The sequence below is a fragment of the Streptomyces axinellae genome (assembly GCF_039532135.1).
GTDB classification, from domain to species: Bacteria; Actinomycetota; Actinomycetes; order Streptomycetales; family Streptomycetaceae; genus Streptomyces; species Streptomyces axinellae.
On the sequence record NZ_BAAARJ010000015.1, the window covers coordinates 54,297 to 80,828 of the forward strand.

Genomic DNA, 26,532 nt, shown 5'->3' on the forward strand with positions numbered 1-26,532 from the left:
CGAGTGGACGCGCCCGTGCCACGCGGGCGCGTCCACCGGGCGCTGGTAGCGATGGGGCATGCCCCTCACTCGCTCACGCGCCGGAATCCGCCGCCGCTGCGCCGTGGCGGGAACGGTCACAGCGGCCGTTCTCGCCCTCGTCGCCGCAGCCCTCCCCGCCCCCCGGCCCGCAGGGGTCGGCGACCGTCTCTTCCCCCAGCTGGGAAACCCGGGCTACGACGTACGCGCGTACGACCTCGACTTCCACTACAGCGGCGACAACACCAAGCCGCTGACGGCACGTACCAGGATCGACGCCCAGGTCACCGCGGACTCCCTGGAGCGCTTCAACCTCGACTTCGCCGCCGGTGAGGTGCGTTCCGTAACGGTCAACGGGCTTCCCGCGCGGCACACGCGGGCCGGCGAGGATCTCGTGGTCACCCCCGTCCGCCCCCTGGAGCACGGCTCCCGGCTGCGCGTCGAGCTGAGGCACACCAGCGAGACCTCCAAGGCCGACGGCGGATGGCTGCGCACCAAGGACGGGCTCGCCATGGCCAACCAGGCCGACGCGGCCCACCGCGTCTTCCCCTCCAACGACCATCCCTCGGACAAGGCGCTGTTCACCTTCCGCGTCACGGCCCCACGGGAGCTGACCGTCGTGGCCGGCGGCCTGCCGGCGGGCAAGGCGCGAGCCGGGGCCGACACCGTATGGCGGTACCGGATGGCGCACCCGATGGCCCCCGAACTGGCGCAGATCTCCATCGGCCGCTCCGCCGTCGTGAGCGCCACCGGACCGCACGGCCTGCCGCTGCGTCATGTCGTACCCGCCACCCAGCGCACCGCGCTCGCGCCCTGGCTGGATCGGACTTCCGGGCAGCTGACGTGGATGGAGCGCAGGGCGGGGCGCTATCCGTTCGAGAACTACGGCGTGCTGGCAGCCGACGCGCAGACCGGTTTCGAATTGGAGACCCAGACGCTGTCGCTCTTCGAACGGGAGCTTCTGACCTCGCACGCCTACCCGACCTGGTACAAGGAATCGCTGATGATGCACGAGCTGGCGCACCAGTGGTTCGGCAACAGCGTCACTCCCCGCATGTGGACCGACCTGTGGCTGAACGAGGGCCACGCCACCTGGTACGAGTGGTCCTACGGCGCGGAGCGCGGCGGCCCCACCCTGGAACACCGGATGCGGGAGGCGTACCGGCAGTCCGACGGCTGGCGCAAGCGCTTCGGCCCGCCCGCCGCGCTGCTGCCCGCCAAGGAGGGCAGCAAGACGCGGCTGTTCAGCCGGATCGTCTACGACGGCGCGGCCGTGGTCCTCTACGCGCTGCACGAGCGGATCGGCGCCACCGCCTTCGCCCGGCTCCAGCACGAATGGCCGCGGCGGTACGCCGACGGCAACGCCACCACCGCCGACTACATCGCCCTGGCGAGCGAGATCTCCGGACAGGACCAGAGAGCTTTCTTGAAGAAGTGGCTCTACGGAAAGACGACCCCGCCCATGCCCGGCCACCCGCGCTGGACCAAGAGCTGAGAACCGGCGGGCGCCGGGCCGGCCGCTCCCCGCCGCAGGCCGCCTGTGCCTGCCCGTACGCCTGTCCCCGCCCCCGGGCCGCCCTGAAATCGGGGTGACCGCACTGCTCCGGCGTGCCACCATCTTTCTGTCGCGCCCCCGGGCGCGACCGCCTGGCCGGCCCGGCGGCCGGGAATCTTCCCGGCCGCCGGGGCGTTGTCCCGTACAGAATCTCCCTCGACCTTAAGGATCCACTTGACCCTCTCCTCTTCCCTTCCACAGAACGGCCAGCGCATCGCCCAGTCGAACCGCCGAGCCGACGCCCTGATGGAAGAGGACGTCGCTCTGAGTCACACGCTCGACGAGGACCGTGACGGTGATCAGTTCGACCGCTCCGAGCGGGCGGCGCTGCGGCGGGTGGCAGGTCTCTCCACCGAGCTGGAGGACGTCACAGAGGTCGAGTACCGGCAGCTGCGCCTGGAGCGCGTCGTGCTGGTCGGCGTCTGGACCTCCGGTACCGCCGCCGACGCGGACAACTCCCTCGCCGAGCTGGCCGCACTCGCCGAGACGGCGGGTGCACTGGTTCTCGACGGCGTCATCCAGCGGCGTGACAAGCCCGACGCCGCCACCTACATCGGCTCCGGAAAGGCTGCCGAGCTGCGGGACATCGTGCTGGAGAGCGGCGCCGACACCGTAGTCTGCGACGGTGAGCTGACCCCCGGGCAGCTCATTCACCTGGAAGACGTCGTCAAGGTGAAGGTCGTCGACCGCACGGCGCTGATCCTCGACATCTTCGCGCAGCACGCCAAGTCCCGTGAGGGCAAGGCGCAGGTGGCGCTGGCGCAGATGAACTACATGCTGCCCAGGCTCCGCGGCTGGGGGCAGTCGCTCTCTCGCCAGATGGGCGGCGGTGGCTCCGGTTCGGCCGGTGGCGGTATGGCGACGCGTGGCCCCGGTGAGACCAAGATCGAGACGGACCGTCGGCGCATCCGCGAGAAGATGGCGAAGATGCGCCGGGAGATCGCGGACATGAAGACCGGCCGCGACGTCCAGCGCCAGGACCGCAGGCGAAACAAGGTCCCCTCGGTCGCCATCGCCGGATACACCAACGCCGGCAAGTCCTCGCTGCTCAACCGCCTCACCGGTGCGGGTGTGCTGGTGGAGAACGCGCTGTTCGCCACCCTCGACCCCACCGTGCGCAAGGCCGAAACCCCCAGCGGCAGGGCCTACACGCTGGCCGACACGGTCGGCTTCGTACGGCACCTTCCGCACCACTTGGTGGAGGCATTCCGCTCCACGATGGAGGAGGTCGGCGACGCCGATCTGATCCTCCACGTGGTGGACGGTGCCCACCCGGCCCCCGAGGAGCAGCTCGCCTCCGTGCGCGAGGTGATCCGGGAGGTGGGCGCCGCACAGGTACCGGAGATCGTCGTGGTCAACAAGGCGGACGCCGCCGACCCCGTGGTCCTCCAGCGGCTGCTGCACGCCGAGAAGCACGCACTCGTCGTATCCGCCCGTACCGGTCAGGGCATCGACGACCTGCGCGAGCTGATCGACAACGAACTCCCGCGCCCCTCCGTCGAGCTGGAGGTCCTGCTGCCCTACACCGAGGGCAAGCTGGTCTCCCGCGTGCACAATCAGGGCGAGGTGCTCTCCGAGGAGCACACCGGCCAGGGCACGCTCCTCAAGGCCAGGGTGCACGAGGAACTGGCGGCCGAGCTGCGGAAGTTCCAGCCCGTGGCCTGAGCGCGAGGCGTTCGAGTGGTACGGCCCTCAGCGGCGGTCGGCATATCCCGCGTGCTCCGCGGGCGTCCGGCACCACGGCGGAGGCCCCGCTTCCCCTCCGGGATCCGGAAGGGAAGCGGGGCCTCCGTTTGTCCGTGCGCGGGGCGCGGGCGGCGAGGCTCAGGTCAGCTGCCCCCGTACTTCGTGCTGATGGCGTCGAAGACACCCTTGGCCGTCGCGCCCAGGCGCGGCCCCGCGAGCCAGGTCGCCGGGTGGGGGCCGATGGAGTTGACCGAGATCAGCTCCGGCTTGCCTCCCGAGCCCTTGACCAGCCAGGCGCCGCCCGAGGCGCCACCTGTCATCGTGCAGCCGACACGGTGCAGTGCGGGCTGCTGCGGGTCGATCGTCAGATCGCTGGGCCGCCCGGTGCACGAGTACATCTTCGAACCGTCGAACGGCGGGGCCGCCGGGTACCCGAAGGAGCTGACGCCCCTGATACGGGCGGAGGAGGCGTGGAAGTTGACCTTCACGGCATTGCCGACGGTCTCCTCCAGCGACTTGCCGCTCTTGTTCACGGGCTCGACGCGCAGCACGGCGAAGTCCTGCTGGGAGCCGCCGCCCCCGGACTTGGCGCCCTTCTGGATCCAGTAATTGGAAGTCTGCGCCCACTTCACCCACCACTGCCCGTACGGCGCGACCTGTTCGGGCCGTGCGCTGTTCAGCGCGGCGGGGGAGAGGCCCTGGTCGTTGAAGGCGGGGATGAAGTTGATGTTGCGCAGCCAGCCGCCGTTCCGGCCGGAGTGCACGCAGTGACCCGCCGTGGCCACGAGGTTGGACCTGCCCGGGTGGCGCGGATCCTTCACGACGGTGCCGGAACAGACCATCGGACCGTCGGGCGTGTCCATGAAGATCTTCCCGGCCGGTGCCGCGTTGCGCGTGTAGGGCGTGCGCACGCCCTCGGCCTTGACCGCTGCGGGCTCCGGGTCCGTCGCGGCCGTACCGGAGGTGCTCTCGACGTTCTTGGGGACCTGCTTCTCGTTGTCCTCCGCCTTCTTCATCCGTCCCGGGCTCCAGTGGCCCTTGATGTACGGATTGATGAAGTCGGCCGCCTCACGCACCCACTGGTCCTTCTTCCAGTTCTTCCAGGCCCCGCCACGCCACTCGTCGAGGTCCTTCAGTGAGGTGGGAAGGTCTTTCGGCAGCTTGTCGGGGATGCCGAGCGAGTCCTGCTTCGCGGACCCGCCCGCCGAGGCGGAGGGCGCGGGCTTGGCGTCGTCCTTCTTGTCGCCGCCGCCGCCCGAGTCACAGGCGGTCGCGGTGACGGCGAGCGCCGCGGCGAGGGCGGCGAAGGCCATTGCTGGACGGCGGCGAAATCTGCTTACACGTGACATGCGGATGCGAGTCCCCCTGAGATGAATCGGCGCGCGGACGCGCCCTGTTGCTGTGCCGACGTTTTCCGCGCCCGACCTGCTTCCGCGCGGAGCTGTGCGCCATGCGCCGTACGCCCGTACGACGACTGCTGGGCCCCGGCTTCTGGCCGCCGAGCGCCGCTTCCGCGAGCCGATGTCGCCTTGGCGCGGCGGTGGTTCCGGTGCTTCCGGCCGGCCGTGTGCCTCCGCCCCCGGGCCGGGAACGCTGCCGGGGGCGGAGCGGAGGGCGCTGATTCGGCGCCTGTGGTTCAGCCCTGCTTGCTGACGGCGTCGAAGACGCCCTTGGCCTCCTTGCCGAGGCGGGCGCCTGCCAGCCAGTCGGCGGTGACCGGACCGATCGACGTCACCGACAGCAGCCGCTTGCCCGAGGCGCTCAGCCAGGGGCCACCGGAGGAGCCTGCCGTCATGGTGCAGCCGATGCGGTACATCGTCGGCTGTGCCGGGTCGAGCGTGAGACGGCCCGGCTTATCGGTGCAGCGGTACATCTTCGAGCCGTCGAAGGGCGGCGCGGCCGGGTATCCGACGGCGCTCAGGCTCTTCAGCGACTTGACCCGCGGGGTGTTGAAGGCCACCTGCACGGCGCCGCCGGCCTTCTCCTCCAGCGAAGTGGTGCTGCTCTTGTCCTCGGGCTGCACCTTCATGACGGCGAAGTCCTGCTGTGCGCCCTTGCCGCCCCGGTCCGCGCCGGTGCTGATCCAGTGGTTGGTGGTGCGCGCGTGCTTGGCCCACCAGATGCCGTCCGGTGCGACGGCGCTCTTCGAAGCGTTCTCCAACTGCGCGTTGGGCAGACCCTGGGGGTTGTAGTCCGGCACGAAGATCACGTTGCGGAACCAGCCCTTGCCGGCGCCGCCGTGCACGCAGTGGCCCGCCGTCGCCACGAGGTTGGACTTGCCCGGGTGGTTCGGGTCCTTGATGACGGTGCCCGAGCAGACCATCGAGCCCTTCGGGGTGTCCATGAACACCTTGCCGACGGGGAGATCGTCCTGGTTGTACGGCGTCGGCACCGCCGCGGCCTTGACCGGCTGGGGCGTCGGATCGGTGACGCCCTCGTCCTCGCCGGTGCCGTCCTTGCCGCCGCTCTGGCTGTCGTCGATGTCCGAATCATCGACCTTGCGGTCGTTCCCGTCCGCGTCCTTCATACGGTCCGGGTCCCACAGGTCATCGATGATGGGGTTGAAGAACTCCTTGGCCTCGCTCAGCCACTTGTCCCGGTTCCAGTTCTTCCACTGGCCATCGCGCCATTTGTCGAGGTCGTCCAGCGATGTCGGCAGGTCCTTGGGGAGGTTGTCCGGCAGCCCGAGGTCACGCTTGAGATCCTTGGCCTCTTTGGACTCGGACGGGGCGGCGGCGGGCTTCTCGTCCGCCTTGTCGTCCTCCGGACCGCAGGCGCTCGCGGTCACCGTCAGTACGGCGACGACCGCCGCCGCGGCCAACGCCGAGCGGCGCCGCGCTGACCTGGCTATCGATGGCATGGCTGAACTCCCCCTGAAGTGGATCTCGTGCCTGTGAATTTGTCATGCACCTCGCCGGGAGGGGCGGGCACCCCACTATGCCCGGTGAGGTGGGGGACGGGCGCAGCAGGGTCCGCGGTTCCCCCACCGGCCACAGAGCGCAGCACGGACGAGGTCCTGGTCCCGGACGCCCGCATGCCTCGGCCGCGCACGCGCACGCGGGGCGCGATCTGCCCGCCTCCCGAGACGCAAGGGATCTTCAACATGCCCGTGATCCGGCGCCGTTCGCTTCGTTGGTACGTACGGGGGACAGTGGCTCGCTGCCCAGCGCGCCCAGTCGACATCATCGGAGGACACCTCAGTGAACGCGCGCTCCGGAGCCGAAGGCGCCCCGAAGGGCCCGGTCCGTAAAAGGCTCGCCCGGCTCATCGAGCCGGCCGTGCCCCGGCAGCCGCGGCGCACCGGATGGCACGACGATTTGAGCGGCCAAGGACTGATCCACGGCCCCGGCCATCCGCGCGCCGACCCGGCGCTGCACGATCCGGCACCGCACGACCCGGCGCTCCACGAGGCGTCGTATGAAGCCTCGCCGCCCGAAGTCCCGGGCCACGAGGCGCCGGTCCGTGAAGTCCCCGTCCATGACACCCCGTTCCACGATGCGGCGACTCTTGTCGGTGCGGCGGCCCCTTCCGGCGCGGTGGCCATGCACTCCGGTGCGGTGGCGCTCACCGGCGTGCTGGACGGCGGCAACGGCGAGTCCGGCGCCCACGACCAGGAGGAGAGGGCCGGATCCACGGCGCCGGCGAAACCCGGGACGCTCGCGGGTCCGAACGGCGGCCCGGGCAGTGCGGCCGATCCGGCTGCCGGACAGGGAGAGAACGTCACCGGTCTGGGCGGTGACCCGCTGGAAGACCCCAGCGCGCAGCGGGCCGCCGATGCCGCGGCGCTGGAGAACCTGCTGCGCTGCTGGGTGCGCGAGACGGGTCTCACCCGCCCCGAGGACGGCGTGCTGCGCGTCCCGCTCCCCGCCACCGGTGCCACCCTCACCGTTCCGGTACGCCACTGGTCGTCCGTCGGCTGCCACCGGTTCGACCCGCCCTTCCTGGACCGGGCCCCCGAGGACGCGCCGCCGCTCGAAGCCGTGGCGCTCGCCGCCCTCATCGGGCGCGAGGCCGCGCACGGGGCGCGCCGCGCGCCGGAGGCGGAAGGCGCCGCTCTGGTCGGCCGAGTCGCCGATTCGCTCCAGCGCACCGCCCACTTTCTCAGCGAACGCCGGGCACACCCTGAACAGCCCGCGGAGACCTGCCCGTTCCTCGACGGTGAGCAGGCGCTCTTGTTCGGGCACCCCCTCCACCCCACGCCGAAGAGCCGTGAGGGGCTTTCGGAGGCCGAGGCCAGGGTCTTCTCACCCGAGTTGCGCGGCAGCTTTCCGCTGCACTGGATGGCCGTGGACCGCTCCGTGCTGGCGGGGGACTCGGCCTGGACCGACCGGGGCAAGCCCGTCCCCGCCGCCGAACTGGCGCTCCGGATGGCGCGGCCCGCACTCGGCGCGCGCCTGCCCGAAGACTGCGTGCCGCTGCCCCTGCACCCCTGGCAGGCTCGCGAGCTGAGCCACAGCCCGGACGTGGTGGCGCTGCTGGAGGCCGGTCTGCTGCACGACCTCGGGCAAGCGGGAGAGCACTGGTATCCGACATCCTCCGTGCGCACCGTCTTCCGTCCGGGCGCCGCCGCCATGCTCAAGCTCTCCCTCGGTCTGCGTATCACCAACTCGCGGCGGGAGAACCTGCGCAAGGAACTGCTGCGCGGCGTCGAGATCCACCGGCTGCTGCGCGGCAGCCTGGGCGCGGCCTGGCGCATCGCACACCCGGGCTTCGACATCGTCCGCGACCCCGCCTGGCTCGGCATCGACCTCCCCGGTCAAAAGCGCGTCCACGGCTTCGACACGGTCATCCGGCACAACCCCTTCGGCCCCTCCGACGACGCCGTCTGCGTCGCCGGGCTGACCGCGCCGGTACCGGACCCGACCGGGCCGCCGACCGCGCTGCGCTCACGGCTCGCCCGGGTGGTCGCCGCCCTGGCCGTGCGCACGGGCCGGCCGGTCGCGGCAGTGGCCACCGAGTGGTTCCTGCGGTATCTGGATGCCGTCGTGCGTCCCGTGCTCTGGCTCGACGCGCACGCCGGGATCGCGCTGGAGGCGCACCAGCAGAACACCCTCGTGCTCTTGGACGCCGAAGGCTGGCCCGAGGGCGGACGCTACCGCGACAACCAGGGGTACTACTTCCGCGTCTCCCGCAGGCAGGAACTGGTCAAGCGGCTGCCGGGCATGGGGCTCGGAGTGGCCAGCGACACCTTCGTCGCCGACGAGGTCACCGACGAACGCTTCGCGTACTACCTCGGCATCAACAACGTCCTCGGTCTCATCGGCGCGTTCGGTGCCCAGCACCTCGCCGACGAACAGTTGCTGATCGCCGCTTTCCGGCGCTTCCTGGAGGGGGCGGCGCGCGGCAGGGAGGACGAGCCCGTCTCGCCGCTGCCCGCGCTCCTGCTGGAGTCCGCCACGCTCCGCTGCAAGGCCAATCTGCTCACCCGTCTGCACGGGATGGACGAGTTGGTCGGCCCGGTCGATACGCAGTCCGTCTACGTCACCCTGGACAACCCCCTAGCCCTCTGACCCCCTGCCCCCAGCACGGGAGGAGACGTCGTCATGCCGCACACCCAGCCAGGTTCCGCACCACCCGCCGGGCCCCCCGGCTCCGGTACGGCGGATCCCGGCTCAAGTTCCAGCAGTGACGACACCCTCGATCTCGAACTGTCCCAGCAGTGGGGCGACCTGCTCGCGCTGCGGGAGGGAAACGACCCGGCGGAGAGCCGCGGCGGGCCCCCGCGGCGCGGCGGGTTGCTCGACTCGCCCGCCGACTGGCCGGCCGCCGAGACCGGCGTGGGGCGCTTCCGGCTCGTCCCCGTCCACCTGGCACGCGATCTGCCGCTGATCGCCGCCTGGATGAACGATCCGGCAGTCGCGGCGTTCTGGGAGCTGGCCGGGCCCGAATCCGTCACCGAGGCCCATCTGCGCCCCCAACTGGAAGGCGACGGGCGCAGCGTGCCCTGCCTGGGGGTGCTCGACGGCGCGCCGATGAGCTACTGGGAGCTGTACCGCGCCGATCTCGACCCCCTGGCGCGCCATTGCCCCACCAGGCCGCACGACACCGGCATCCACCTGCTGGTCGGCGGCGTGGCCCACCGGGGGAGGGGCATCGGCACGTCGCTGCTGCGAGCCGTCGCCGACCTGGTGCTCGATCACCGGCCCCTGTGCGCACGCGTGTTGGCCGAGCCGGATGTGCGCAACGTTCCCTCCGTCGCGGCCTTCCTGGGGGCCGGATTCCGCCTCGGGGCCGAGGTCGAACTCCCTGCCAAGCGCGCTGCCTTGATGGTCCGGGACCGCGCGCTGCGGCACATGCTCTGAGCGGCCGGACCGGATGGCGGGCGAAAACGTGAAACGACGGGGCGCCGTCCGGACGGCGGCGAGGGCCGAAATGCCGGGCAGGCCCGGAAACGGCCCACCGGATGCTGCGAGTTCCGGCACCGCCCGGCATCCGGCGAACGTTTTCCCCGGCCCTCGGCCCGCCCCCTCTACCTGGCCCCGGGCCGACGGCCCGGCTGTTCCGCACCCGCCCACCCGCGCCCAACGGCCCACCCGCGCCCAACGGCCCACCCGCGCCCAACGGCCCGTCCGTCCCCAACGGCCCGTCCGTCCCCAACGGCCCGTCCGTCCCCCACGGTCCGTGCCCGACGGCCCGCCCCCGGCGGTCCGTCCGCCGACGACCGACGCTCCAGGGGCCGCCCGCAGGGTCGCAGGGCTCCCCGCACCCCGGGCTTCGCGTACTTCCGCCGCACCGCTCACTGAAACCGTCCCCTCCCACAAGGAGCAAGCCCATGTCCCTACCGTCGACCGGATCATCGTCGAACGACTGCGCTCCGCTAGCCGCCCCCGCCGGCCTGGACCGGCAGCACTGGGACCACGCCGCCCGCCGGCTGCTCGCCAAGATGATCTCCGAATTCGCCTATGAGGAGATCCTCCAGCCCCGCACCGACCATGGGACAGGGCCCGACGCGTACACGCTGAAAGTCGATGACGGCCTCACCCTCCGCTTCCGCGCCCGACGGGGCGCCTACGGCCACTGGAGCGTCGATTCCTCCTCGCTGGAGGAGGGACTCGACCCGCTGGCCTTCCTCGCCCGCGCCCGCGACCTGCTCGGCATCCGCTGCGAAACCGTGGGCCACTACCTGCGCGAGCTGACCGCCACCCTCGCCGCCGACGCCCGCCTGCTGGCCACCGAGCTGCCCGTCGCCGACCTCGCGTCCCTGGGCTACGCGGATCTGGAGGGCCACATGGGAGGACACCCCTGGCTGGTCGCCAACAAAGGGCGACTCGGATTCTCCGCCTCCGACACCGCGCGCTGGGCGCCGGAAGGCCGCACCGCGGGCCCGCTGCCCTGGATCGCCGTACGCAAGGGCCTGGCGCAGTACCGCGGGGTTCCGGGCCTGGCCCAGCCGCACCGGTTGTACGCGCGCGAGCTGAGCCACGGGACACTCCTGGGCTTCGACGAGACGCTGCGCTCACGGGGGCTGCCCCCCGAGGAGTACCTCTATCTGCCCGTGCACCCCTGGCAGTGGGACGAGACCATCGCCCCCCTGTTCGCCTCCTCCCTCGCCGAGAGTGCCATCGTGCCGTTGAGCACGGACGGCGATCTGCGGCTGCCCCAGCAGTCCGTCCGTACGTTCCTGAACACCAGCAGGCCCGACCGGCACACCGTCAAGCTGCCGCTCGCGATCTTGAACACCCTGGTCTGGCGCGGCCTGCCCACCCAGCGGACGCTGGCGGCCCCGGCCGTGACCTCCTGGGTCCAGAGTCTGCGCGACGGCGACCCGTTCCTGTCCGAGGAGTGCCGGGTCATCCTGCTGGGCGAGGTCGCCTCCGTCGCCGTCGCCCACCCGGTCTACGACCAGCTGTCCGATGCGCCGTACCAGTACCGCGAGTTGCTCGGCTGCATCTGGCGAGAGCCGCTGACGCCCTACCTCGCCCCCGGCGAGCGCGCCCGCACCCTCGCGGCCCTCATCCACACGGATGCCGGGGGACGGGCCCTGACCGCCGAACTCGTCCGCCGTTCGGGCCTGGAGCCCGGAGTATGGCTGGCCCACCTGTTCGCGGCGCTGCTGCCGCCCCTGCTGCACTTCCTCTACCGCTACGGCACCGTCTTCTCACCGCACGGGGAGAACGCCATCGTCGTCTTCGACGAGCGGGATGTGCCCGTACGGCTGGCGATCAAGGACTTCGTCGATGATGTCAACGTCAGCGCCCAGCCGGTACCGGAACTGGATTCCATGCCCGAGGACGTGCGTTCCGTGCTGCTGAGCGAGCAGCCCGCGTTCCTCACGCAGTTCATCCACTCCGCGCTCTTTGTCGGCGTCTTCCGCTTTCTCGCGCCCTTGTGCGAGGAACAACTCAAGGTGCCCGAGGAGGACTTCTGGTCACTTCTGCGCGCCGAGATCGACCGGTACCACGAGCGCTTCCCCGCGTTGAAGCCCCGCTTCGAGACCTTCGACCTGCTCACGCCGCGCATCGAGCGGCTGTGTCTCAACCGCAACCGTCTGCATCTGGACGGCTACCGAGACAGGGCCGAGCGCCCCCACGCCGCCGTACACGGGACGGTGCGCAACCCCTTGTACGGACCGTAGCCGCACGGAACGAAACGATCCGTCGCCGGAGCAGCCGGAGCAGCCGGAGCACGGGAGCAGCGGGTGTGGCCGGTGCGGCCGGTGTGGTCAGAGCCGCCGGAAGGGGCCGGAAGTAATCGGAAGCAGCCGGAACGAGCCGGTCGCCCGCGGGGTACAGAGCCGGTCGTCGTGAGGCGGAGTGTCAGTGCCGCCGCGTAGGGTGTCGGGTCTATGAGCAAGCCCGCCCTCACCGAACTCCTCCAGGCCGCCGTCACCGCCGTCGGGGGTACCGAACGCCCAGGTCAGGCCGCTATGGCCGAAGCCGTCGCCGAGGCCGTCGATGACGGACGCCACCTCCTCGTACAGGCGGGCACCGGTACCGGCAAGTCGCTGGGATATCTGGTCCCCGCGCTGGCACACGGCGAGCGAGTCGTGGTCGCCACCGCCACGCTCGCGCTCCAGCGCCAACTCGTCGAGCGCGACCTGCCGCGCACGGTCGATGCGCTGCACCCGCTGCTGCGCCGCCGCCCGGAATTCGCCATGCTCAAGGGCCGGTCGAACTACCTGTGCCTGCACCGCCTCCACGAAGGCGTGCCGCAGGAAGAAGAGGACGGGCTCTTCGACCCGTTCGAGGGAGCGGCCCCGACCTCGCGCCTCGGCAAGGACCTGCTCCGCCTGCGCGACTGGTCGGACGAGACGGAGACGGGCGACCGCGACGACCTCACCCCGGGCGTCTCCGACCGCGCCTGGTCACAGGTCTCTGTCGCCTCCCGTGAGTGCCTGGGCGCCAGCAAGTGTGCTTATGGCGCCGAATGCTTCGCCGAGGCGGCACGCGAGCGCGCCAAGCTCGCCGATGTGATCGTCACCAACCACGCGCTGCTGGCCATCGACGCGATCGAGGGCGCCCCGGTCCTGCCGGGGCACGAGGTGCTCATCGTGGACGAGGCGCACGAGCTGGTCTCCCGCGTCACCGGGGTCGCCACCGGCGAGCTGACCCCCGGCGGGGTGAACCGCGCGGTGCGCCGGGCGGCCAAGCTGATCGACGAGAAGGCGGCCGACCAGCTCCAGACCGCTGCCGAGACGTTCGAGCGCCTGATGGAGCTGGCCCTTCCGGGTCGCCTGGAGTCGGTCCCCGACGACCTCGGGTACGCGCTGATGGCGCTGCGCGACGCGGGCCGTAACTGCCTGAGCGCCCTGGGCAACACACGCGACAAGTCCGTCCAGGATGAGGACGCGGTTCGCAAGCAGGCCAAGGCCGCTGTCGAGACCGTGCACGATGTCGCCGAACGCATCCTGGAGGGCTCCGAGTTCGACGTCATCTGGTACGAACGCCACGACCGCTACGGCGCCTCCCTGCGGGTGGCACCCCTGACGGTCTCCGGGCTGCTGCGCGAGAAGCTGTTCACTGAGCGCTCCGTGATCCTCACCTCCGCCACCTTGAAGCTGGGCGGAGACTTCAACGGGGTCGGCGCCTCTCTCGGCCTCGCCCCGGAAGGCATCGGTGACGACGACGAAGAGTCGCAGACGCCCCCGTGGAAGGGGCTCGACGTCGGCTCTCCGTTCGACTACGGCAAGCAGGGGATCCTCTACGTCGCCAAGCACCTCTCGCCGCCCGGCCGGGACGCCTCCCGGGCGGACATGCTGGATGAGCTGGCGGAGCTGGTCGAAGCCGCCGGCGGACGCACGCTCGGGCTCTTCTCCTCGATGCGGGGCGCGCAGACGGCTGCTGAGGAACTGCGGGGCCGGCTGGGGCTGCCGATCCTCCTTCAGGGCGAGGAGACACTGGGGGAGTTGATCCGCCGGTTCTCCGAGGACGCGGAGACGTGTCTGTTCGGCACGCTCTCGCTCTGGCAGGGCGTGGATGTGCCGGGCCCGAGCTGCCAGTTGGTGGTCATGGACCGCGTGCCCTTCCCCCGCCCGGACGACCCGTTGATGAGCGCCCGGCAAAAGGCAGTGGAGCAGGCGGGGGGCAACGGCTTCATGGCGGTCGCGGCGACACACGCGGCGCTGCTGATGGCGCAGGGCGCGGGCCGGCTGGTGCGGGCGACGGGCGACAGGGGAGTCGTCGCGGTCCTCGACCCCCGGCTGGAGCGCGCCCGGTACGGCAGCTTTCTGCGCGCCTCCATGCCCAGCTTCTGGTACACGACCGACCGCAACCAGGTGCGCCGTTCGCTGGCCGCCATCGACGAGGCCGCCAAGCCCTGAGCGCTTTCCCGCCGGTGCGGACGGGCAGGGCCGCCGGAGACGGGCACGGCAGGAGACGGACAGGGCAGGAGATCCTGCGTGCCCAAGAGGTGCGGAGCCGGGGAGGCGCCTGGCCCGGGGCACGCGCAGCCCCGGGCATGCCGACGGGCCGCCGGTTCCGGTGCGGAGGGAACCAGCGGCCCGTCGGCCTCCGGCCGCGAGGGGCCGTACAGCGTGCCGGAAGGTCTTTCCGGGAGACGAGAACAGCAGGGGCGGGGGGTCTCAGACCCTTCGCAGCACGGCGACGACCTTGCCGAGGATGGTGGCGTCGTCCCCGGGGATCGGCTGGTACGAGGCGTTGTGCGGCAGCAGCCAGACGTGCCCGTCCTCGCGCTTGAAGCGCTTGACGGTCGCCTCTCCGTCGAGCATCGCGGCCACGATGTCGCCGTTCTCGGCAACCGGCTGGCGCCGCACGGTGACCCAGTCGCCGTCGCAGATCGCGGCTTCGATCATCGAGTCTCCGATGACCTTGAGGACGAACAGGTCGCCATCGCCTACGAGTTGGCGCGGCAGTGGGAACACGTCCTCGACCGATTCCTCGGCGAGGATGGGTCCACCGGCCGCGATCCGGCCCACCAGCGGGACGTAGGAGGCGGACGGCTTGCCTGTCGTGTCGGCCGCGGCCTGCGCAGTGCTGGGCGTGTCCGAGCCGCGCACCTCGTAGGCGCGGGGGCGGTGCGGGTCCCGGCGCAGAAAGCCCTTCCGCTCCAGTGCCATCAGCTGGTGCGCCACCGACGAGGTGCTGGAGAGGCCGACGGCCTGGCCGATCTCGCGCATGGACGGCGGGTAGCCGCGCCGCTGGACGGAGTCCCGGATCACCTCGATCACCCGCCGCTGCCGGTCCGTGAGTCCGGAACTGTCCGCGCGGATGCCGGGAGGTCGTCCTGGCAAGGAACGCTTCGCCTGTGGACCTTCTTGAGTCTCCGCGCTCGTGGCGTCGTTCACCGGCTGAATTTCGTCGGTCGACTGCGCGGCGCGGTTCTGGGAGGTGATGGTGGCGCTGTCTGCTGCGGTGGTCATGTGGGCCCCTCTCGAACGGTTCTCCCTAGTTGGACAACGGTAGTTGGTTTCGAAAGGTTGCGCCAAACACACGTTCGAGTGAAAATTCGCAGTTCACCGGACTCTGCCCGCTTGGTAGGTGTATGGGCCGCGCCCGGGAGGCCCTGTCGCGGTTCTGCTGCCGCACGGGGCCGGCTTCCGTCGCCGCCGTGCACAGTGTCGCAGGCGTGCCCCGCGCCCGGCCGGGCACCCCGCCTCGCGTAGGCTCGGGGCCGCGCCGAGTGCGACACGCGTAGGAATCGCGATGATGTCTGGCCTACCAGATCTAGTGGTTTGATGAGCGCGCACCACCAGAAGTTGTGGTCCCCGGTGCTCACTCCGGAGGGACTTGGCCTATGCTGGGGTGTGCGTCGAGGGGCTCCTGTGACGGGGCTTGCGCGGCGCTATCTGTCATGCACGGTGAGGGCTCCGAGAGTCCTGGGAGGGTGGAATCGATGCACTGCCCCTTCTGCCGGCACCCCGACAGTCGCGTGGTCGACAGCCGTACGGCCGATGACGGTGCGGCGATCAGACGACGACGCCAGTGCCCCCACTGCTCCCGCCGCTTCACCACGGTGGAGAACGCGTCACTGACCGTGATCAAGCGCAGTGGCGTCACCGAGCCCTTCAGCAGGGACAAGGTCATCGCCGGCGTCCGCAAGGCATGCCAGGGCAGGCCCGTCACCGAGGACGCGCTGGCGCAACTCGGCCAGCGGGTGGAAGAAGCGGTCCGTGCCACCGGCAGCGCCGAGCTGTCCACCCACGACGTCGGGCTGGCCATACTCGGCCCGCTCCAGGACCTCGACCTGGTCGCGTATCTGCGATTCGCCTCGGTCTACAAGGCGTTCGAGTCCCTGGAGGACTTCGAGACGGCCATAGCCGAACTGCGCGAGGCGCACCCGCCGCGTCCGCCCGCCACCGGAGGTGAGGGCTCCACAGGAGGCGGCCCCGTCCGGGGCGACGCCACGGAGGGCGAGCCAGGAGAGGGCAGGCCCGCCGGGGGCGGTGGCGGGAGTCAGCGGCCCGGTGGGCGCGGCGGAGGCGACGGAGCCTCCAGCGCCCCGGCGTCCGCAGCCGCCGGCTGAGCGGCCGGCCGCCGAGCGCGGGGCCGAAACGCCGGGTCATGGGCATCCGGCACACACACAGAGACCTGGCCTGGGCACACACCGTGTCCGGGTCAACAGACAGGCACAGATCTCGGGGAAGAACCGGGGCATGTTGGGGCGTTATGCCCCACACAGGGAGGCGGAATGACAGAGACGACGAGCGGCCCGGCACGCGGCTCCCGCGCGAAGGGCAGCAGCAAGGCGAACAAGGGGCTGCGCATCGAGCGCATCCACACGACTCCCGGCGTGCATCCGTACGACGAGGTGAACTGGGAGCGCCGCGACGTCGTCATGACCAATTGGCGCGACGGCTCGATCAACTTCGAGCAGCGTGGCGTCGAGTTCCCCGACTTCTGGTCGGTGAACGCGGTCAATATCGTTACGAGCAAGTACTTCCGGGGCGCCGTGGGCACCCCGCAGCGGGAGAGCAGCCTCAAGGAACTGATCGACCGCGTGGTGAAGACCTACCGGGCCTCGGGTGAGGAGAACGGTTACTTCGCCTCTCCCGAGGACGCTGAGATCTTCGAGCATGAGCTGGCCTACGCCGTGCTGCACCAGGTCTTCGCGTTCAACTCCCCGGTGTGGTTCAACGTCGGCACGAAGCAGCCGCAGCAGGTAAGTGCCTGTTTCATCCTGTCCGTGGACGACTCCATGGAGTCGATTCTCGACTGGTACAAGGAAGAGGGAATGATCTTCAAGGGGGGCTCGGGCGCCGGTCTGAACCTCTCCCGCATCCGCTCCTCCAAGGAACTGCTCTCCTCCGGCGGCAACGCCTCCGGTCCGGTCTCCTTCATGCGCGGTGCCGACGCCAGCGCCGGGACGATCAAGTCGGGCGGCGCCACCCGCCGCGCGGCCAAGATGGTCGTCCTCGACGTCGATCACCCCGACGTCGAGGCGTTCATCGAGACCAAGGTGAAGGAGGAGGAGAAGATCCGCGCCCTGCGCGACGCGGGCTTCGACATGGACCTGGGCGGCGACGACATCGCCTCCGTCCAGTACCAGAACGCCAATAACTCGGTGCGCGTGAACGACGAGTTCATGAAGGCCGTCGAGTCCGGCGCCAAGTTCCCGCTGCGCGGGCGCATGACGGGCGAGACGGTCGAGGAAGTGGACGCCAAGTCCCTCTTCCGCAAGATGGCCGAGGCCGCCCACGTCTGCGCCGACCCCGGCATCCAGTACGACGACACCATCAACCGCTGGCACACCTCGCCGGAGACGGGCCGCATCACCGCCTCCAACCCGTGCAGCGAATACATGCACCTGGACAACTCCTCGTGCAATCTCGCCTCGCTCAACCTCATGAAGTTCCTGCGCGACGACGACGAGGGCAACCAGTCCTTCGACGCGGAGCGCTTCGCGAAGGTCACCGAGCTGGTCATCACCGCGATGGACATCTCCATCTGCTTCGCTGACTTCCCCACAGAGAAGATCGGCGAGACGACGCGGGCCTTCCGCCAGCTGGGCATCGGCTACGCCAACCTCGGTGCCCTGCTGATGGCGACCGGTCACGCCTACGACAGCGACGGCGGCCGGGGCCTGGCCGGTGCCATCACCTCCCTGATGACCGGCACCTCGTACAAGCGCTCGGCCGAGCTGGCCGCGGTCGTCGGCCCGTACGAGGGGTACGCCCGTAACGCCGACGCGCACAAGCGCGTCATGCAGCAGCACGGGGACGCCAACGACAGCGCCACTCGCGTCGACGACCTCGACACTCCGGTGTGGGCCGCGGCCACCGAGGCGTGGCAGGACGTGCAGCGGCTCGGCAAGAAGAATGGCTTCCGCAACGCACAGGCGTCCGTGCTGGCCCCGACCGGCACCATCGGCCTGATGATGGACTGCGACACCACCGGCGTCGAGCCCGACCTCGCCCTGGTCAAGTTCAAGAAGCTCGTCGGCGGCGGCTCGATGCAGATCGTCAACAACACGGTGCCCAAGGCCCTCAAGCGCCTCGGATACCAGCCGGAGCAGATCGAGGCGATCGTCGAGCACATCGCCGAGCACGGCAACGTCGTGGACGCGCCCAGCCTCAAGCCGGAGCACTACGAGGTCTTCGACTGCGCCATGGGCGAGCGCTCCATCTCCCCGATGGGACACGTCCGGATGATGGCGGCGGCCCAGCCGTTCTTGTCCGGCGCCATCTCCAAGACCGTGAACATGCCCGCGAGCAGCACGGTCGAGGACGTCGAGGAGATCTACCTCCAGGGCTGGAAGCTCGGTACCAAGGCGCTCGCCGTCTATGTCGAGAACAGCAAGGTCGGCCAGCCGCTTTCGGCCAAGGCCAAGGAGAAGAAGAAGGAGGAGCAGCCCGAGCCGGAGAAGGTCATCGAGTACCGCCCGGTCCGCCGCCGCCTCCCGAAGGGCCGCCCCGGCATCACCACCTCCTTCACCGTGGGCGGCGCCGAGGGCTACATGACGGCCAATTCCTACCCGGACGACGGCCTGGGTGAGGTCTTCTTGAAGATGTCCAAGCAGGGCTCGACCCTCGCGGGCATGATGGACGCCTTCTCCATCGCCGTCTCCGTCGGCCTCCAGTACGGCGTGCCGCTGGAGACATACGTCTCGAAGTTCACCAACATGCGCTTCGAGCCGGCCGGAATGACGGACGACTCGGACGTGCGGATGGCCCAGTCGATCGTCGACTACATCTTCCGCCGCCTGGCACTGGACTTCCTGCCGTTCGAGACCCGTTCGGCCCTGGGCATCCACTCCGCCGCCGAACGCGAGCGTCACCTGGAGACCGGCTCGTACGAACCGGACGACGCCGACTTCGACGCCGACGGCCTGGCCCAGTCCGCGCCCAAGGCGGAGCTGGCCCTGCCGAAGGAGGAGGCCAAGGACGCCAAGGATGTCCAGCGGACCGCCACCGAACCGGAGGCCGCGACCCCCGCACCCAGGGAAGCGCACAACTCCACGGAGCTGATGGAGATGCAACTCGGCCTCAACGCCGACGCTCCGCTGTGCTTCTCCTGCGGTACCAAGATGCGGCGCGCCGGCAGCTGCTACCTGTGCGAGGGCTGCGGCTCGACCAGCGGCTGCAGCTAGGCAGTTGCCGGAGCCGGCGCTTCGGCAGGAGCCTGACCTTCGGTGAGAAACCAGGGCTCTCCACGAGGAGCCAGGGTTTTCATGAGGAGCGAGGGTTTTCGCGAGGTGCCATGGTCCTTCGGAAGAAGCTGTTGCCCGTGAAAAGGGCTAGCTCATGAGGAGGGGGAGTCGGTCGAGGCCGGCTCCCCCTCCTCTTTCTGTCCCTTTCTGTCCCTGTCATGTGGTGTGCAGTGGCCGAGGAAGCACGTTGCGGGTGCGAATCTCGCCCGGTGTGCTCGTCGGATGGACACGCGGACGCTGTGGACTCGGCCGGGAGGCTGGGACACAGGGGAGACGGGGGATGCGCCAGGGGGCAGCGGGGACGGGTAGGGGCGGCTGACCCGGGCGGGGCCCCGGAACACCGTCGAGTGAAGACCCTGGGTACGTGGCCGCGAGAGAACCGGAGTGTCACCAGGATGGCCGTACGATAGCGCGGTGCTGGTCAAGTGGGTGCGCTGCACCGTCGTGGACCGTCCGGGATTCGCGCGGGCGCAGCGGAAGTGGGCTGGACTGCCCGGAGAGCCGGGCTTCCGGGGTCAGGGCGGTGGATGGAGCCGCACTCGGGACGGGGTGGTGCACCTCTTCGGCTTCTGGGACAGCCGTGCCTTCTACGACTCGTTCATGGCCCGCTCACACGACCGGCTCCACGCCTCGCAGGTCGGCACTTACAAGAACGCGCAGGTGCGGCTCTTCGAATACCGCTTCGATGTGAAGACCGGCTTCCGACCCGTTTTCACCGACGCGGATCTGCTGCGGGTGGCCCACTGCCGGGTGCGGCCGGACCGTGCCGAGCACTACATCCTGATGCAGGAGAAGGTGTGGAATCCGGCGATGGCCGGATCGCCAGGCATGCTGCGTGGGATCTTCGCACAGGCACATCTGGAGAACCAGCCACAGGCGCGTACCGAGAATCGGCCCCGCATCGGGCCCCAGGCGAGTGCGGGAGCGCTGTCCGGCTCCGGGGAGCGGCCCCGCTCCGAGTCGCAGACGGCCCCAGAGGACGAGTTTCTGGTCCTGTCGATGTGGGATTCCGCCGCCGAGCACGGAAAATACCGGCCGGAACGGGTGGAGCGGCTGGCGCTGCGCGCACAGACAGGCGCCGACATCACCGACGTCACCGGCGACGTGATCGACCTGGAGCCGGGCTGGACGGTCTGACCTAATGTGGTGACCATGGCACGTCCCCGTCGTATCGTCCTTCTGCGCCATGGAGAGTCGGAGGGAAACACCGACGACAGCATTTACGAACGCGTACCTGATCACGCACTGGCCCTGACCGAACGCGGTGTGCGACAGGCCGGGGACACCGGCAAGCGACTGCGCGAGATCTTCGGGGCCGAACGGGTCTCCGCGTATGTCTCCCCCTACCGCCGCACTCGCGAGACCCTCGCCGGACTCGATCTCGACACCTCGAAGCTGCGCGTCCGCGAGGAGCCCAGGCTGCGCGAGCAGGACTGGGGCAACTGGCAGGAGCGCGAAGACGTACGCCAGCAGAAGAAATACCGCGACGCCTACGGGCACTTCTTCTACCGCTTCGCCCAGGGCGAGTCCGGCGCTGACGTCTACGACAGGGTCGGGGCCTTCCTGGAGAGCCTCTGGCGCAGCTTCGACGCCCCCGACAACCCGCCGAATGTCCTGCTGGTCACGCACGGACTCACCATGCGCCTCTTCTGTATGCGGTGGTTCCACTGGACCGTCGAGGAGTTCGAGTCCCTCTCCAACCCGGACAACGGCGAGACCCGCGCGCTCCTGCTGGGCCCAGGCGGGCGATACCACCTGGACCGTCCCTTCGAACGCTGGCGGACCCCCCGCCCCTACGGGGACCGGTGACGCCACGCGCCGGTACCCGTGTCTTCGACGAGGGCGGTGAAGGACGGGGCACGGGGAGCGGCAGTCCTGTCAGCCCTGGCGGCCCCCGACAGTTGTGGCCAGGGCTGCTTGCGGTGTCGTGTCATTGCCGCGGGGCCGTGGCGGGGGGAGTGGCGCCGGGGAGGCGACGCCTGACTTGAGCGCCAACAGGGCGGCAAACGGAGTCAGTTGGTGAGCGGTCTCTTCGGTGGCCCGGCTCCTGATGTCGTTGTGGTGTCACGGCTCACGGCTCACGGCTCACGCGGGCGCCACCTGCACTGTCGCCGACCGCTGTCCGGGCGGATGGCCGGCACCGAGCCGCCGCCGGTTCACAGGCTCCACCGGGTTCACCGGGCTTGCCGGAACGGCCAGAGCGGGGAGCACCCCGAGAGCCGAAGCCCAAGCTGAAGCTGAAGCCGCCGGGAAGTTGGCCCCGGAAGTCGAGCCCGACACGGGGACAGCCGCGAACCCGAGACCGTGCAGCAGGCGCTGGACAAGTCTGGCATGGAGTCTGGACATGGAGTTTGGGCCTGGAGCGGGTGGCCCGTTTGTGAACTCTCCGTCACCATCCGACCTCCACCCGCGACCGCCGGCGAACTTTCTCGCCCTTTGGCGGACTCGGCTGAACTCGCCGCATCCCCAGCGGATACGCTTGTTAATGCCATGCCGTACGAGCCCCCAACCCACCGCGTCGAGCGATCGCTCCGCGCGACCACCGGTGCGAAGATCATCGCTGGAGTGGACGAGGTCGGCCGCGGAGCCTGGGCGGGGCCTGTCACGGTCTGCGCCGCGATCACAGGACTGCGCCGTCCGCCACCCACCCTGACCGACTCCAAGCTCATCCCCGAGCCACGCCGCAGCGAGCTCGCGGCGGAGCTGAGCAACTGGGTCACCGCCTACTCTCTCGGTCACTCCTCTCCACAGGAGATCGACGAGCACGGCATGACCGCCGCCCTCCGGCTCGCCGCCGTCCGCGCCCTGGAGGGCCTGCCGCAACGTCCCGACGCCATCATCCTGGACGGCAAACACGACTATCTCGGAGCGCCCTGGCGGGTCCGCACGGTCATCAAGGGCGACCAGACTTGCGTCGCCGTCGCCGCGGCCTCCGTCATCGCCAAGGTCCGCCGGGATGAGATCATGACCGAACTTGCCCCGGAGCACGCGGAGTTCGCTTTTCAGGACAACGCCGGATACCCCTCGCCCGTGCACAAGGCAGCCTTGGAGGAGTGCGGCCCCACACCGCACCACCGGCTGTCCTGGTCCTACATGGACGCACTGACCCGCTGGAAGCATCTCAAGCGCACTCGGAGCGAGCCCACAGAACAGATCGGCCTCTTCTGACCCGGCCCCACCCGGGCGGCGGTCACGACGTACTGGAGCCACACCGGAATTCCCTCCTGGATCCCGTACCCGCTGACACGTCTCATTCAGTCATTTGATAGACAACACCTCATGCCTCTCACTCCCGAGGAGCCACAGATTTACGAGAGCGTCCCGGGCCCCCGCAACGCAGCGGGAGCAGCCCGAACTCCGCAGGCATCCCACACCGCAGCACCCGTACCCGGCCCCCGGCCATCCCCGCGGCCCGCACCTCCGCGCGTGGACAGCAAGGGCCCCAGCACCCCCGGGCGCCCTGGCGCCCCTCGCCAGGGGAACCCGCCGGCCCCGCGCACGCCTGCCGCTACGGCCCCCGCCGCGGCCCAGATCCAACTGGTCCCAGCGACCGATGCCACCGCCGTGGAGATTGCCGACGAGACCGTCGACAAGCTCCTCGACGAGGGCCGCGCCCCCGGTGAGATCCTGCTCCTCACGACCGGGGAGCAGCATCCGTGGGCACAGCACGAACTCTCCTTCGGCGAGGACGCCTACTGGCGCCAACTTGCCGACGGAGAGGACATCTTCTGCGCCCACGCTTCCGCGATAGCCCGCACCACGCATCGCACCATCGTGTTGCTCGCGGTCAACGGAGGAACAGATTCCGACGCTGCGGCTGCCCTGCCGGGCGCTCTGGAGAAGGCCACCGAGCAGCTCATCGTGTGTGGCGATCCTGAGCGCCTGCGCGCACTGCTCTGAGCCCTGGTCCACCTGGGCCGGGCAGCCGCCCGGCCCTGTGGAGCACGGGCCCGGGGGCGGCCGGGGCCTGCTTTTGGGTGCTACAGCACTACAGCGCTGCTGCCGGACGCGGATGCTGTCTGGCGGCAGCGTCATTGCCGCCAGTTCGCGCCGCAGGGGTCTGGTGCGAACTCCGAGGCGTCCCGGTCGGGTTGGATGCCGAGGCTGCCTGTCGCCCGTTGGTCACCGCATTTGTTCTCCGGGCTGAGGACGGGGGCGGTGGAGCAGGGGCATGCGCGCCGTCGGCGGAGGCGGCCTGTCCCTTGGAAGGTGAGCGCTCCTGCAGCGTCACGGCCGAGGGACGCCGCCCGCCCCGCCCCTCCCCGAGCACCTGCCACCCTGTTGCTGTCAGCGTGATGTAGGCCCCGCAGCGCAACCCGTGCAGGGTGCAGGCGTCGCGCAGGCCCCACATCCAGGCACCGTCCACAGCAGTCCATCCTTGCTCGCCCAGCCGGCAGCAAAGGAGCACCGCGGTGCGGACAGGGGCCCGGAGGCGAAGGTCGTGCGGGATGACCTGCCGGAGCTGACCGAGCAGGGCATTTCGGTACTCCCAGCCGTCGGGGCGGGCCGGGTGTTGGCTGAACGACGCGCTGGCTACGAGCCGTTCCTCGGGTCCCAGCACCGCTATCACGGTGGTGGACGGGCGGGGGAGATGACGTTCATAGAGTCCGGTGACGATTTCACGGGGGTCGCGCAGGAGCGGGATACCGGCGGCGGCCCACTCGGCCGGCTGGAGCATACGACCGAGCCGGGAGACGGGATCGCTTCCAGGGGACGGAGCAAAGCCGAAGGTCACATTCCTCCCTTCGTCCTGAAACCGCTCCAATTCTCGCGGCCCCGGAGGGAGGCGGCAACGAACAAATTGGTGCATCACGCGGCCTTCTGAGGCTGTCTCCTTTCGTTGTTCCCGCTATGTTCCTTGTTTCCTCTTCTCTGCCTCTGCTTCCTTGGGCGGCCTGTCAGTTCTGAACCGCCAGGACCAGCGGCAACACCTCCTTCGCACCGGCCTGGCGAAGCAGCCGGGCAGCGACAGTGAGGGTCCATCCGGTGTCGGTGAAGTCGTCCACCAACAGCACCGGACCGCCCATCGCTGCGACGGAGTCGGCCAGCTCCGTCGGTAGGGCCAACGCCTCGTGCACCGTCCTGAGCCGCTGTGCGCCGTTGCTGCGAGGCGCCCCTTTGACGCCGTACTCATCCACACTGATCAGCGCGCCCAGGAGCGGCATCCTGCCGATGTCCGCGAGCCGTTCCGCAAAGGACCGCACCAGTTGTGGCCTTGTCTGGGACTCGATCGCCACGATCCCGACCGGCCGCTCGGGTGCGTCCGGTGACCCCGATGCCCAGCCTTCAGGGTTCTTGGCCCAGTCGGAGAGCACGGTCACCGCTCCCTGGAGCACATCGTCGGGCACGGGCCCATCCTCACCGGTTACGGAGAGCAATGGGCGGAGCCTGTTTCCCCAGCCGATATCGGTGAGCCTGCCCAGGGCCCGGCCGGTCCCGGCCTGCTGCTGTTCCGGAATGCGTCCTTTGAGGTTCATACCGACGGCTTCCATGCCAGTGGGCCACATCTTCCGTGGCTCCACCCGGACTCCAGGACTGCGCAACTCGCCCCGGGCCGCCACGACGAGGGACTCGTCCACCTCCTCCGTGAACCTTCTGCCCGCACAGTTGTCACACCGGCCACAAGGCGCGGCCCCCTCGTCGTCGAGTTCCCTCCGGAGGTACTCCATCCGGCAGTCGGTGGTCTCGGTGTAGCCGCGCATCGCCCGTTGCTCCGCCTGGCGCTGGCGCTCCACCCACTCGTACCGTTCGGCGTCGTATTCCCACGGACTGCCTGTCGCGGTCCAGCCGCCCTTGACGCGTCGTACTGCACCATCGACATCCAGGACCTTCAGCATCACCTCCAGCCGTGACCTTCGAAGCTCCACCCTCGGCTCCAGGGCGGGCAGGGACATGGGCCGCTCGGAGGCAGCCAGCACGTCGAGTGTGCGGCGTACCTGTTCCTCCGGAGGGAAGGCCAGCGATGCGAAATACCTCCAGATCGCTTCATCTTCCTGGCCCGGCAGGAGGAGGACCTCCGCGTGGTCCACCCCGCGGCCCGCGCGCCCCACCTGTTGGTAGTAGGCGATGGGCGAGGAGGGCGAACCAAGGTGGACGACAAAGCCGAGGTCAGGCTTGTCGAAACCCATGCCCAGAGCCGAGGTGGCCACCAGCGCCTTCACACGGTTGGCCAGAAGGTCGGCCTCAGCGGCCTCCCGCTCCGCGTTCTCCGTCTTGCCGGTGTACGAGGCCACCTCATGACCGCATTGGCGGAGGAAGGCGGTGACCTCCTCGGCCGCCGCCACGGTGAGCGTGTAGATGATGCCGGAGCCCGGCAGTTCCTTGAGATGTTCTCCGAGCCAGGCGAGACGGTGGGAGGCATCCGGAAGGCGGAGCACGTTCAGACTCAGGCTCTCTCGGTCCAGCGGGCCGCGGAGGACCAGAGCCGGAGCCACGCCCGTTGCCTTCTCCGCGTGGCCGCTGGCGGCACCCTTGCCGGTGCCGAGCTGCTCAGCCACATCGGCCGTGACCCGGGCATTTGCTGTCGCAGTGGTCGCGAGCACCGGCACACCAGGGGGCAGCTCCGCGAGCATCGTACGGAGCCGGCGATAGTCGGGGCGGAAGTCATGACCCCAGTCGGAGATGCAGTGCGCCTCATCGACGACAAGCAGACCGGTGGAGGCGGTCAGCTGGGGGAGTACCTGGTCGCGGAAGTCCGGGTTGTTGAGGCGCTCGGGACTGACCAACAGGACGTCCACATCTCCTGCGGCGACTTCCGCCCGGATCGTGCCCCAGTCTTCCGGGTTGGAGGAATTGATGGTGCGGGCGTGAATCCCGGCCCGAGCGGCGGCCTCGACCTGGTTGCGCATCAGCGCCAGCAGCGGGGAGACAATGACAGTCGGTCCGGCACCGCGCTTGCGCAGCAGGGCGGTCGCCACGAAATACACGGCCGACTTCCCCCAGCCCGTCCGCTGGACGACAAGAGCCCGCCGCTGCTCCGCGACGAGGGCTTCGATGGCTCGCCACTGATCGGTGCGCAGCCGTGCTGGCGTCTCACGATCGCCGACGAGATCCGCCAGCACGGCATCGGCCTCTCGGCGCAGCTCTGTGTTCATGCATCTATGCAACCCGATGGCACCGGTTATGGACGAACCTGGCTTGTGGAAAACCCGGGATTCGTATGAAGAGCAGATTACCGATGCTCTCCTGTGTACAACTCGCGGAGCCATTTCACGATGCGCGTCACCGTC

General features: G+C 69.8%; 16 protein-coding genes and 1 pseudogene. 12 read left to right on the plus strand and 5 right to left on the minus strand.

What is annotated here, in order from left to right; genetic code table 11:
- The first annotated feature begins 58 nt into the window (after window positions 1-58).
- Window positions 59-1,513 carry a M1 family metallopeptidase gene (locus ABD339_RS22145; RefSeq protein WP_344568161.1) on the plus strand — a complete coding sequence of 485 codons (1,455 nt, stop codon included), beginning with the start codon at window positions 59-61 and terminating at the stop codon, window positions 1,511-1,513.
- 234 nt (window positions 1,514-1,747) lie between these two features.
- Window positions 1,748-3,238 (plus strand): GTPase HflX, encoded by a 1,491-nt coding sequence (hflX, locus tag ABD339_RS22150; protein WP_344568162.1) that lies wholly within the window; start codon window positions 1,748-1,750, stop codon window positions 3,236-3,238.
- A gap of 164 nt (window positions 3,239-3,402) precedes the next feature.
- Here the strand turns inward: hflX and ABD339_RS22155 are convergent, their stop codons facing one another.
- Window positions 3,403-4,572, minus strand: a complete 1,170-nt coding sequence (locus ABD339_RS22155) for a trypsin-like serine peptidase (RefSeq protein ID WP_344568163.1) — start codon at window positions 4,570-4,572, stop codon at window positions 3,403-3,405.
- A 323-nt stretch (window positions 4,573-4,895) separates the two neighbouring features.
- Window positions 4,896-6,119 (minus strand): trypsin-like serine peptidase, encoded by a 1,224-nt coding sequence (locus ABD339_RS22160; protein WP_344568164.1) that lies wholly within the window; start codon window positions 6,117-6,119, stop codon window positions 4,896-4,898.
- A 682-nt stretch (window positions 6,120-6,801) separates the two neighbouring features.
- On the opposite strand from ABD339_RS22160, the gene ABD339_RS22165 reads away from it, so the two are divergent.
- The 4 genes from ABD339_RS22165 to ABD339_RS22180 all read left to right on the plus strand — a co-directional run bounded on the left by ABD339_RS22165 (window position 6,802) and on the right by ABD339_RS22180 (window position 14,018).
- Window positions 6,802-8,769, plus strand: coding sequence for an IucA/IucC family protein (locus tag ABD339_RS22165; RefSeq protein WP_425576064.1), 1,968 nt, complete (start codon window positions 6,802-6,804; stop codon window positions 8,767-8,769).
- A gap of 33 nt (window positions 8,770-8,802) precedes the next feature.
- Entirely contained in the window at window positions 8,803-9,561 is a 759-nt protein-coding gene (locus ABD339_RS22170; RefSeq protein WP_344568166.1) for a GNAT family N-acetyltransferase, read from the plus strand.
- 470 nt (window positions 9,562-10,031) lie between these two features.
- Window positions 10,032-11,834, plus strand: coding sequence for an IucA/IucC family protein (locus ABD339_RS22175; RefSeq protein ID WP_344568167.1), 1,803 nt, complete (start codon window positions 10,032-10,034; stop codon window positions 11,832-11,834).
- A 210-nt stretch (window positions 11,835-12,044) separates the two neighbouring features.
- Window positions 12,045-14,018, plus strand: coding sequence for an ATP-dependent DNA helicase (locus ABD339_RS22180; RefSeq protein WP_344568168.1), 1,974 nt, complete (start codon window positions 12,045-12,047; stop codon window positions 14,016-14,018).
- A 261-nt stretch (window positions 14,019-14,279) separates the two neighbouring features.
- Here the strand turns inward: ABD339_RS22180 and lexA are convergent.
- Window positions 14,280-14,957 (minus strand): annotated as a pseudogene (gene lexA / locus ABD339_RS22185) (transcriptional repressor LexA); the annotation flags it as partial.
- A 593-nt stretch (window positions 14,958-15,550) separates the two neighbouring features.
- On the opposite strand from lexA, the gene nrdR reads away from it, so the two are divergent.
- The 6 genes from nrdR to ABD339_RS22215 all read left to right on the plus strand — a co-directional run bounded on the left by nrdR (window position 15,551) and on the right by ABD339_RS22215 (window position 23,203).
- Window positions 15,551-16,180 (plus strand): transcriptional regulator NrdR, encoded by a 630-nt coding sequence (nrdR, locus tag ABD339_RS22190; protein WP_344568170.1) that lies wholly within the window; start codon window positions 15,551-15,553, stop codon window positions 16,178-16,180.
- 165 nt (window positions 16,181-16,345) lie between these two features.
- Entirely contained in the window at window positions 16,346-19,243 is a 2,898-nt protein-coding gene (locus ABD339_RS22195; RefSeq protein ID WP_344568171.1) for a vitamin B12-dependent ribonucleotide reductase, read from the plus strand.
- 474 nt (window positions 19,244-19,717) lie between these two features.
- A complete protein-coding gene (locus ABD339_RS22200) occupies window positions 19,718-20,440 on the plus strand; it encodes a YdbC family protein (RefSeq protein ID WP_344568172.1) in 723 nt (240 codons plus the stop codon).
- A gap of 15 nt (window positions 20,441-20,455) precedes the next feature.
- Window positions 20,456-21,112 carry a histidine phosphatase family protein gene (locus ABD339_RS22205; protein WP_344568173.1) on the plus strand — a complete coding sequence of 219 codons (657 nt, stop codon included), beginning with the start codon at window positions 20,456-20,458 and terminating at the stop codon, window positions 21,110-21,112.
- A gap of 681 nt (window positions 21,113-21,793) precedes the next feature.
- Window positions 21,794-22,471, plus strand: a complete 678-nt coding sequence (locus ABD339_RS22210) for a ribonuclease HII (RefSeq protein ID WP_344568174.1) — start codon at window positions 21,794-21,796, stop codon at window positions 22,469-22,471.
- A gap of 396 nt (window positions 22,472-22,867) precedes the next feature.
- Window positions 22,868-23,203, plus strand: a complete 336-nt coding sequence (locus ABD339_RS22215; RefSeq protein WP_344568175.1) for a hypothetical protein — start codon at window positions 22,868-22,870, stop codon at window positions 23,201-23,203.
- Between the two features lie 88 nt (window positions 23,204-23,291).
- Here the strand turns inward: ABD339_RS22215 and ABD339_RS22220 are convergent, their stop codons facing one another.
- Window positions 23,292-24,038, minus strand: coding sequence for a hypothetical protein (locus ABD339_RS22220; protein ID WP_425576055.1), 747 nt, complete (start codon window positions 24,036-24,038; stop codon window positions 23,292-23,294).
- A gap of 163 nt (window positions 24,039-24,201) precedes the next feature.
- Window positions 24,202-26,397: a DEAD/DEAH box helicase gene (locus ABD339_RS22225; protein ID WP_344568177.1), complete on the minus strand. Its 2,196-nt coding sequence runs from the start codon at window positions 26,395-26,397 to the stop codon at window positions 24,202-24,204.
- Window positions 26,398-26,532: the final 135 nt, after the last annotated feature.

Coding starts and splice junctions, on each gene's coding strand:
- ABD339_RS22145 (WP_344568161.1), top strand. CDS start 59: ATGCCCCTCACTCGCTCACGCGCCGGAATCCGCCGCCGCTGCGCCGTG.
- ABD339_RS22155 (WP_344568163.1), bottom strand. CDS start 4,572: ATGGCCTTCGCCGCCCTCGCCGCGGCGCTCGCCGTCACCGCGACCGCC.
- ABD339_RS22160 (WP_344568164.1), bottom strand. CDS start 6,119: ATGCCATCGATAGCCAGGTCAGCGCGGCGCCGCTCGGCGTTGGCCGCG.
- ABD339_RS22165 (WP_425576064.1), top strand. CDS start 6,802: ATGCACTCCGGTGCGGTGGCGCTCACCGGCGTGCTGGACGGCGGCAAC.
- ABD339_RS22170 (WP_344568166.1), top strand. CDS start 8,803: ATGCCGCACACCCAGCCAGGTTCCGCACCACCCGCCGGGCCCCCCGGC.
- ABD339_RS22175 (WP_344568167.1), top strand. CDS start 10,032: ATGTCCCTACCGTCGACCGGATCATCGTCGAACGACTGCGCTCCGCTA.
- ABD339_RS22180 (WP_344568168.1), top strand. CDS start 12,045: ATGAGCAAGCCCGCCCTCACCGAACTCCTCCAGGCCGCCGTCACCGCC.
- nrdR (WP_344568170.1), top strand. CDS start 15,551: ATGCACTGCCCCTTCTGCCGGCACCCCGACAGTCGCGTGGTCGACAGC.
- ABD339_RS22195 (WP_344568171.1), top strand. CDS start 16,346: ATGACAGAGACGACGAGCGGCCCGGCACGCGGCTCCCGCGCGAAGGGC.
- ABD339_RS22205 (WP_344568173.1), top strand. CDS start 20,456: ATGGCACGTCCCCGTCGTATCGTCCTTCTGCGCCATGGAGAGTCGGAG.
- ABD339_RS22210 (WP_344568174.1), top strand. CDS start 21,794: ATGCCGTACGAGCCCCCAACCCACCGCGTCGAGCGATCGCTCCGCGCG.
- ABD339_RS22225 (WP_344568177.1), bottom strand. CDS start 26,397: ATGAACACAGAGCTGCGCCGAGAGGCCGATGCCGTGCTGGCGGATCTC.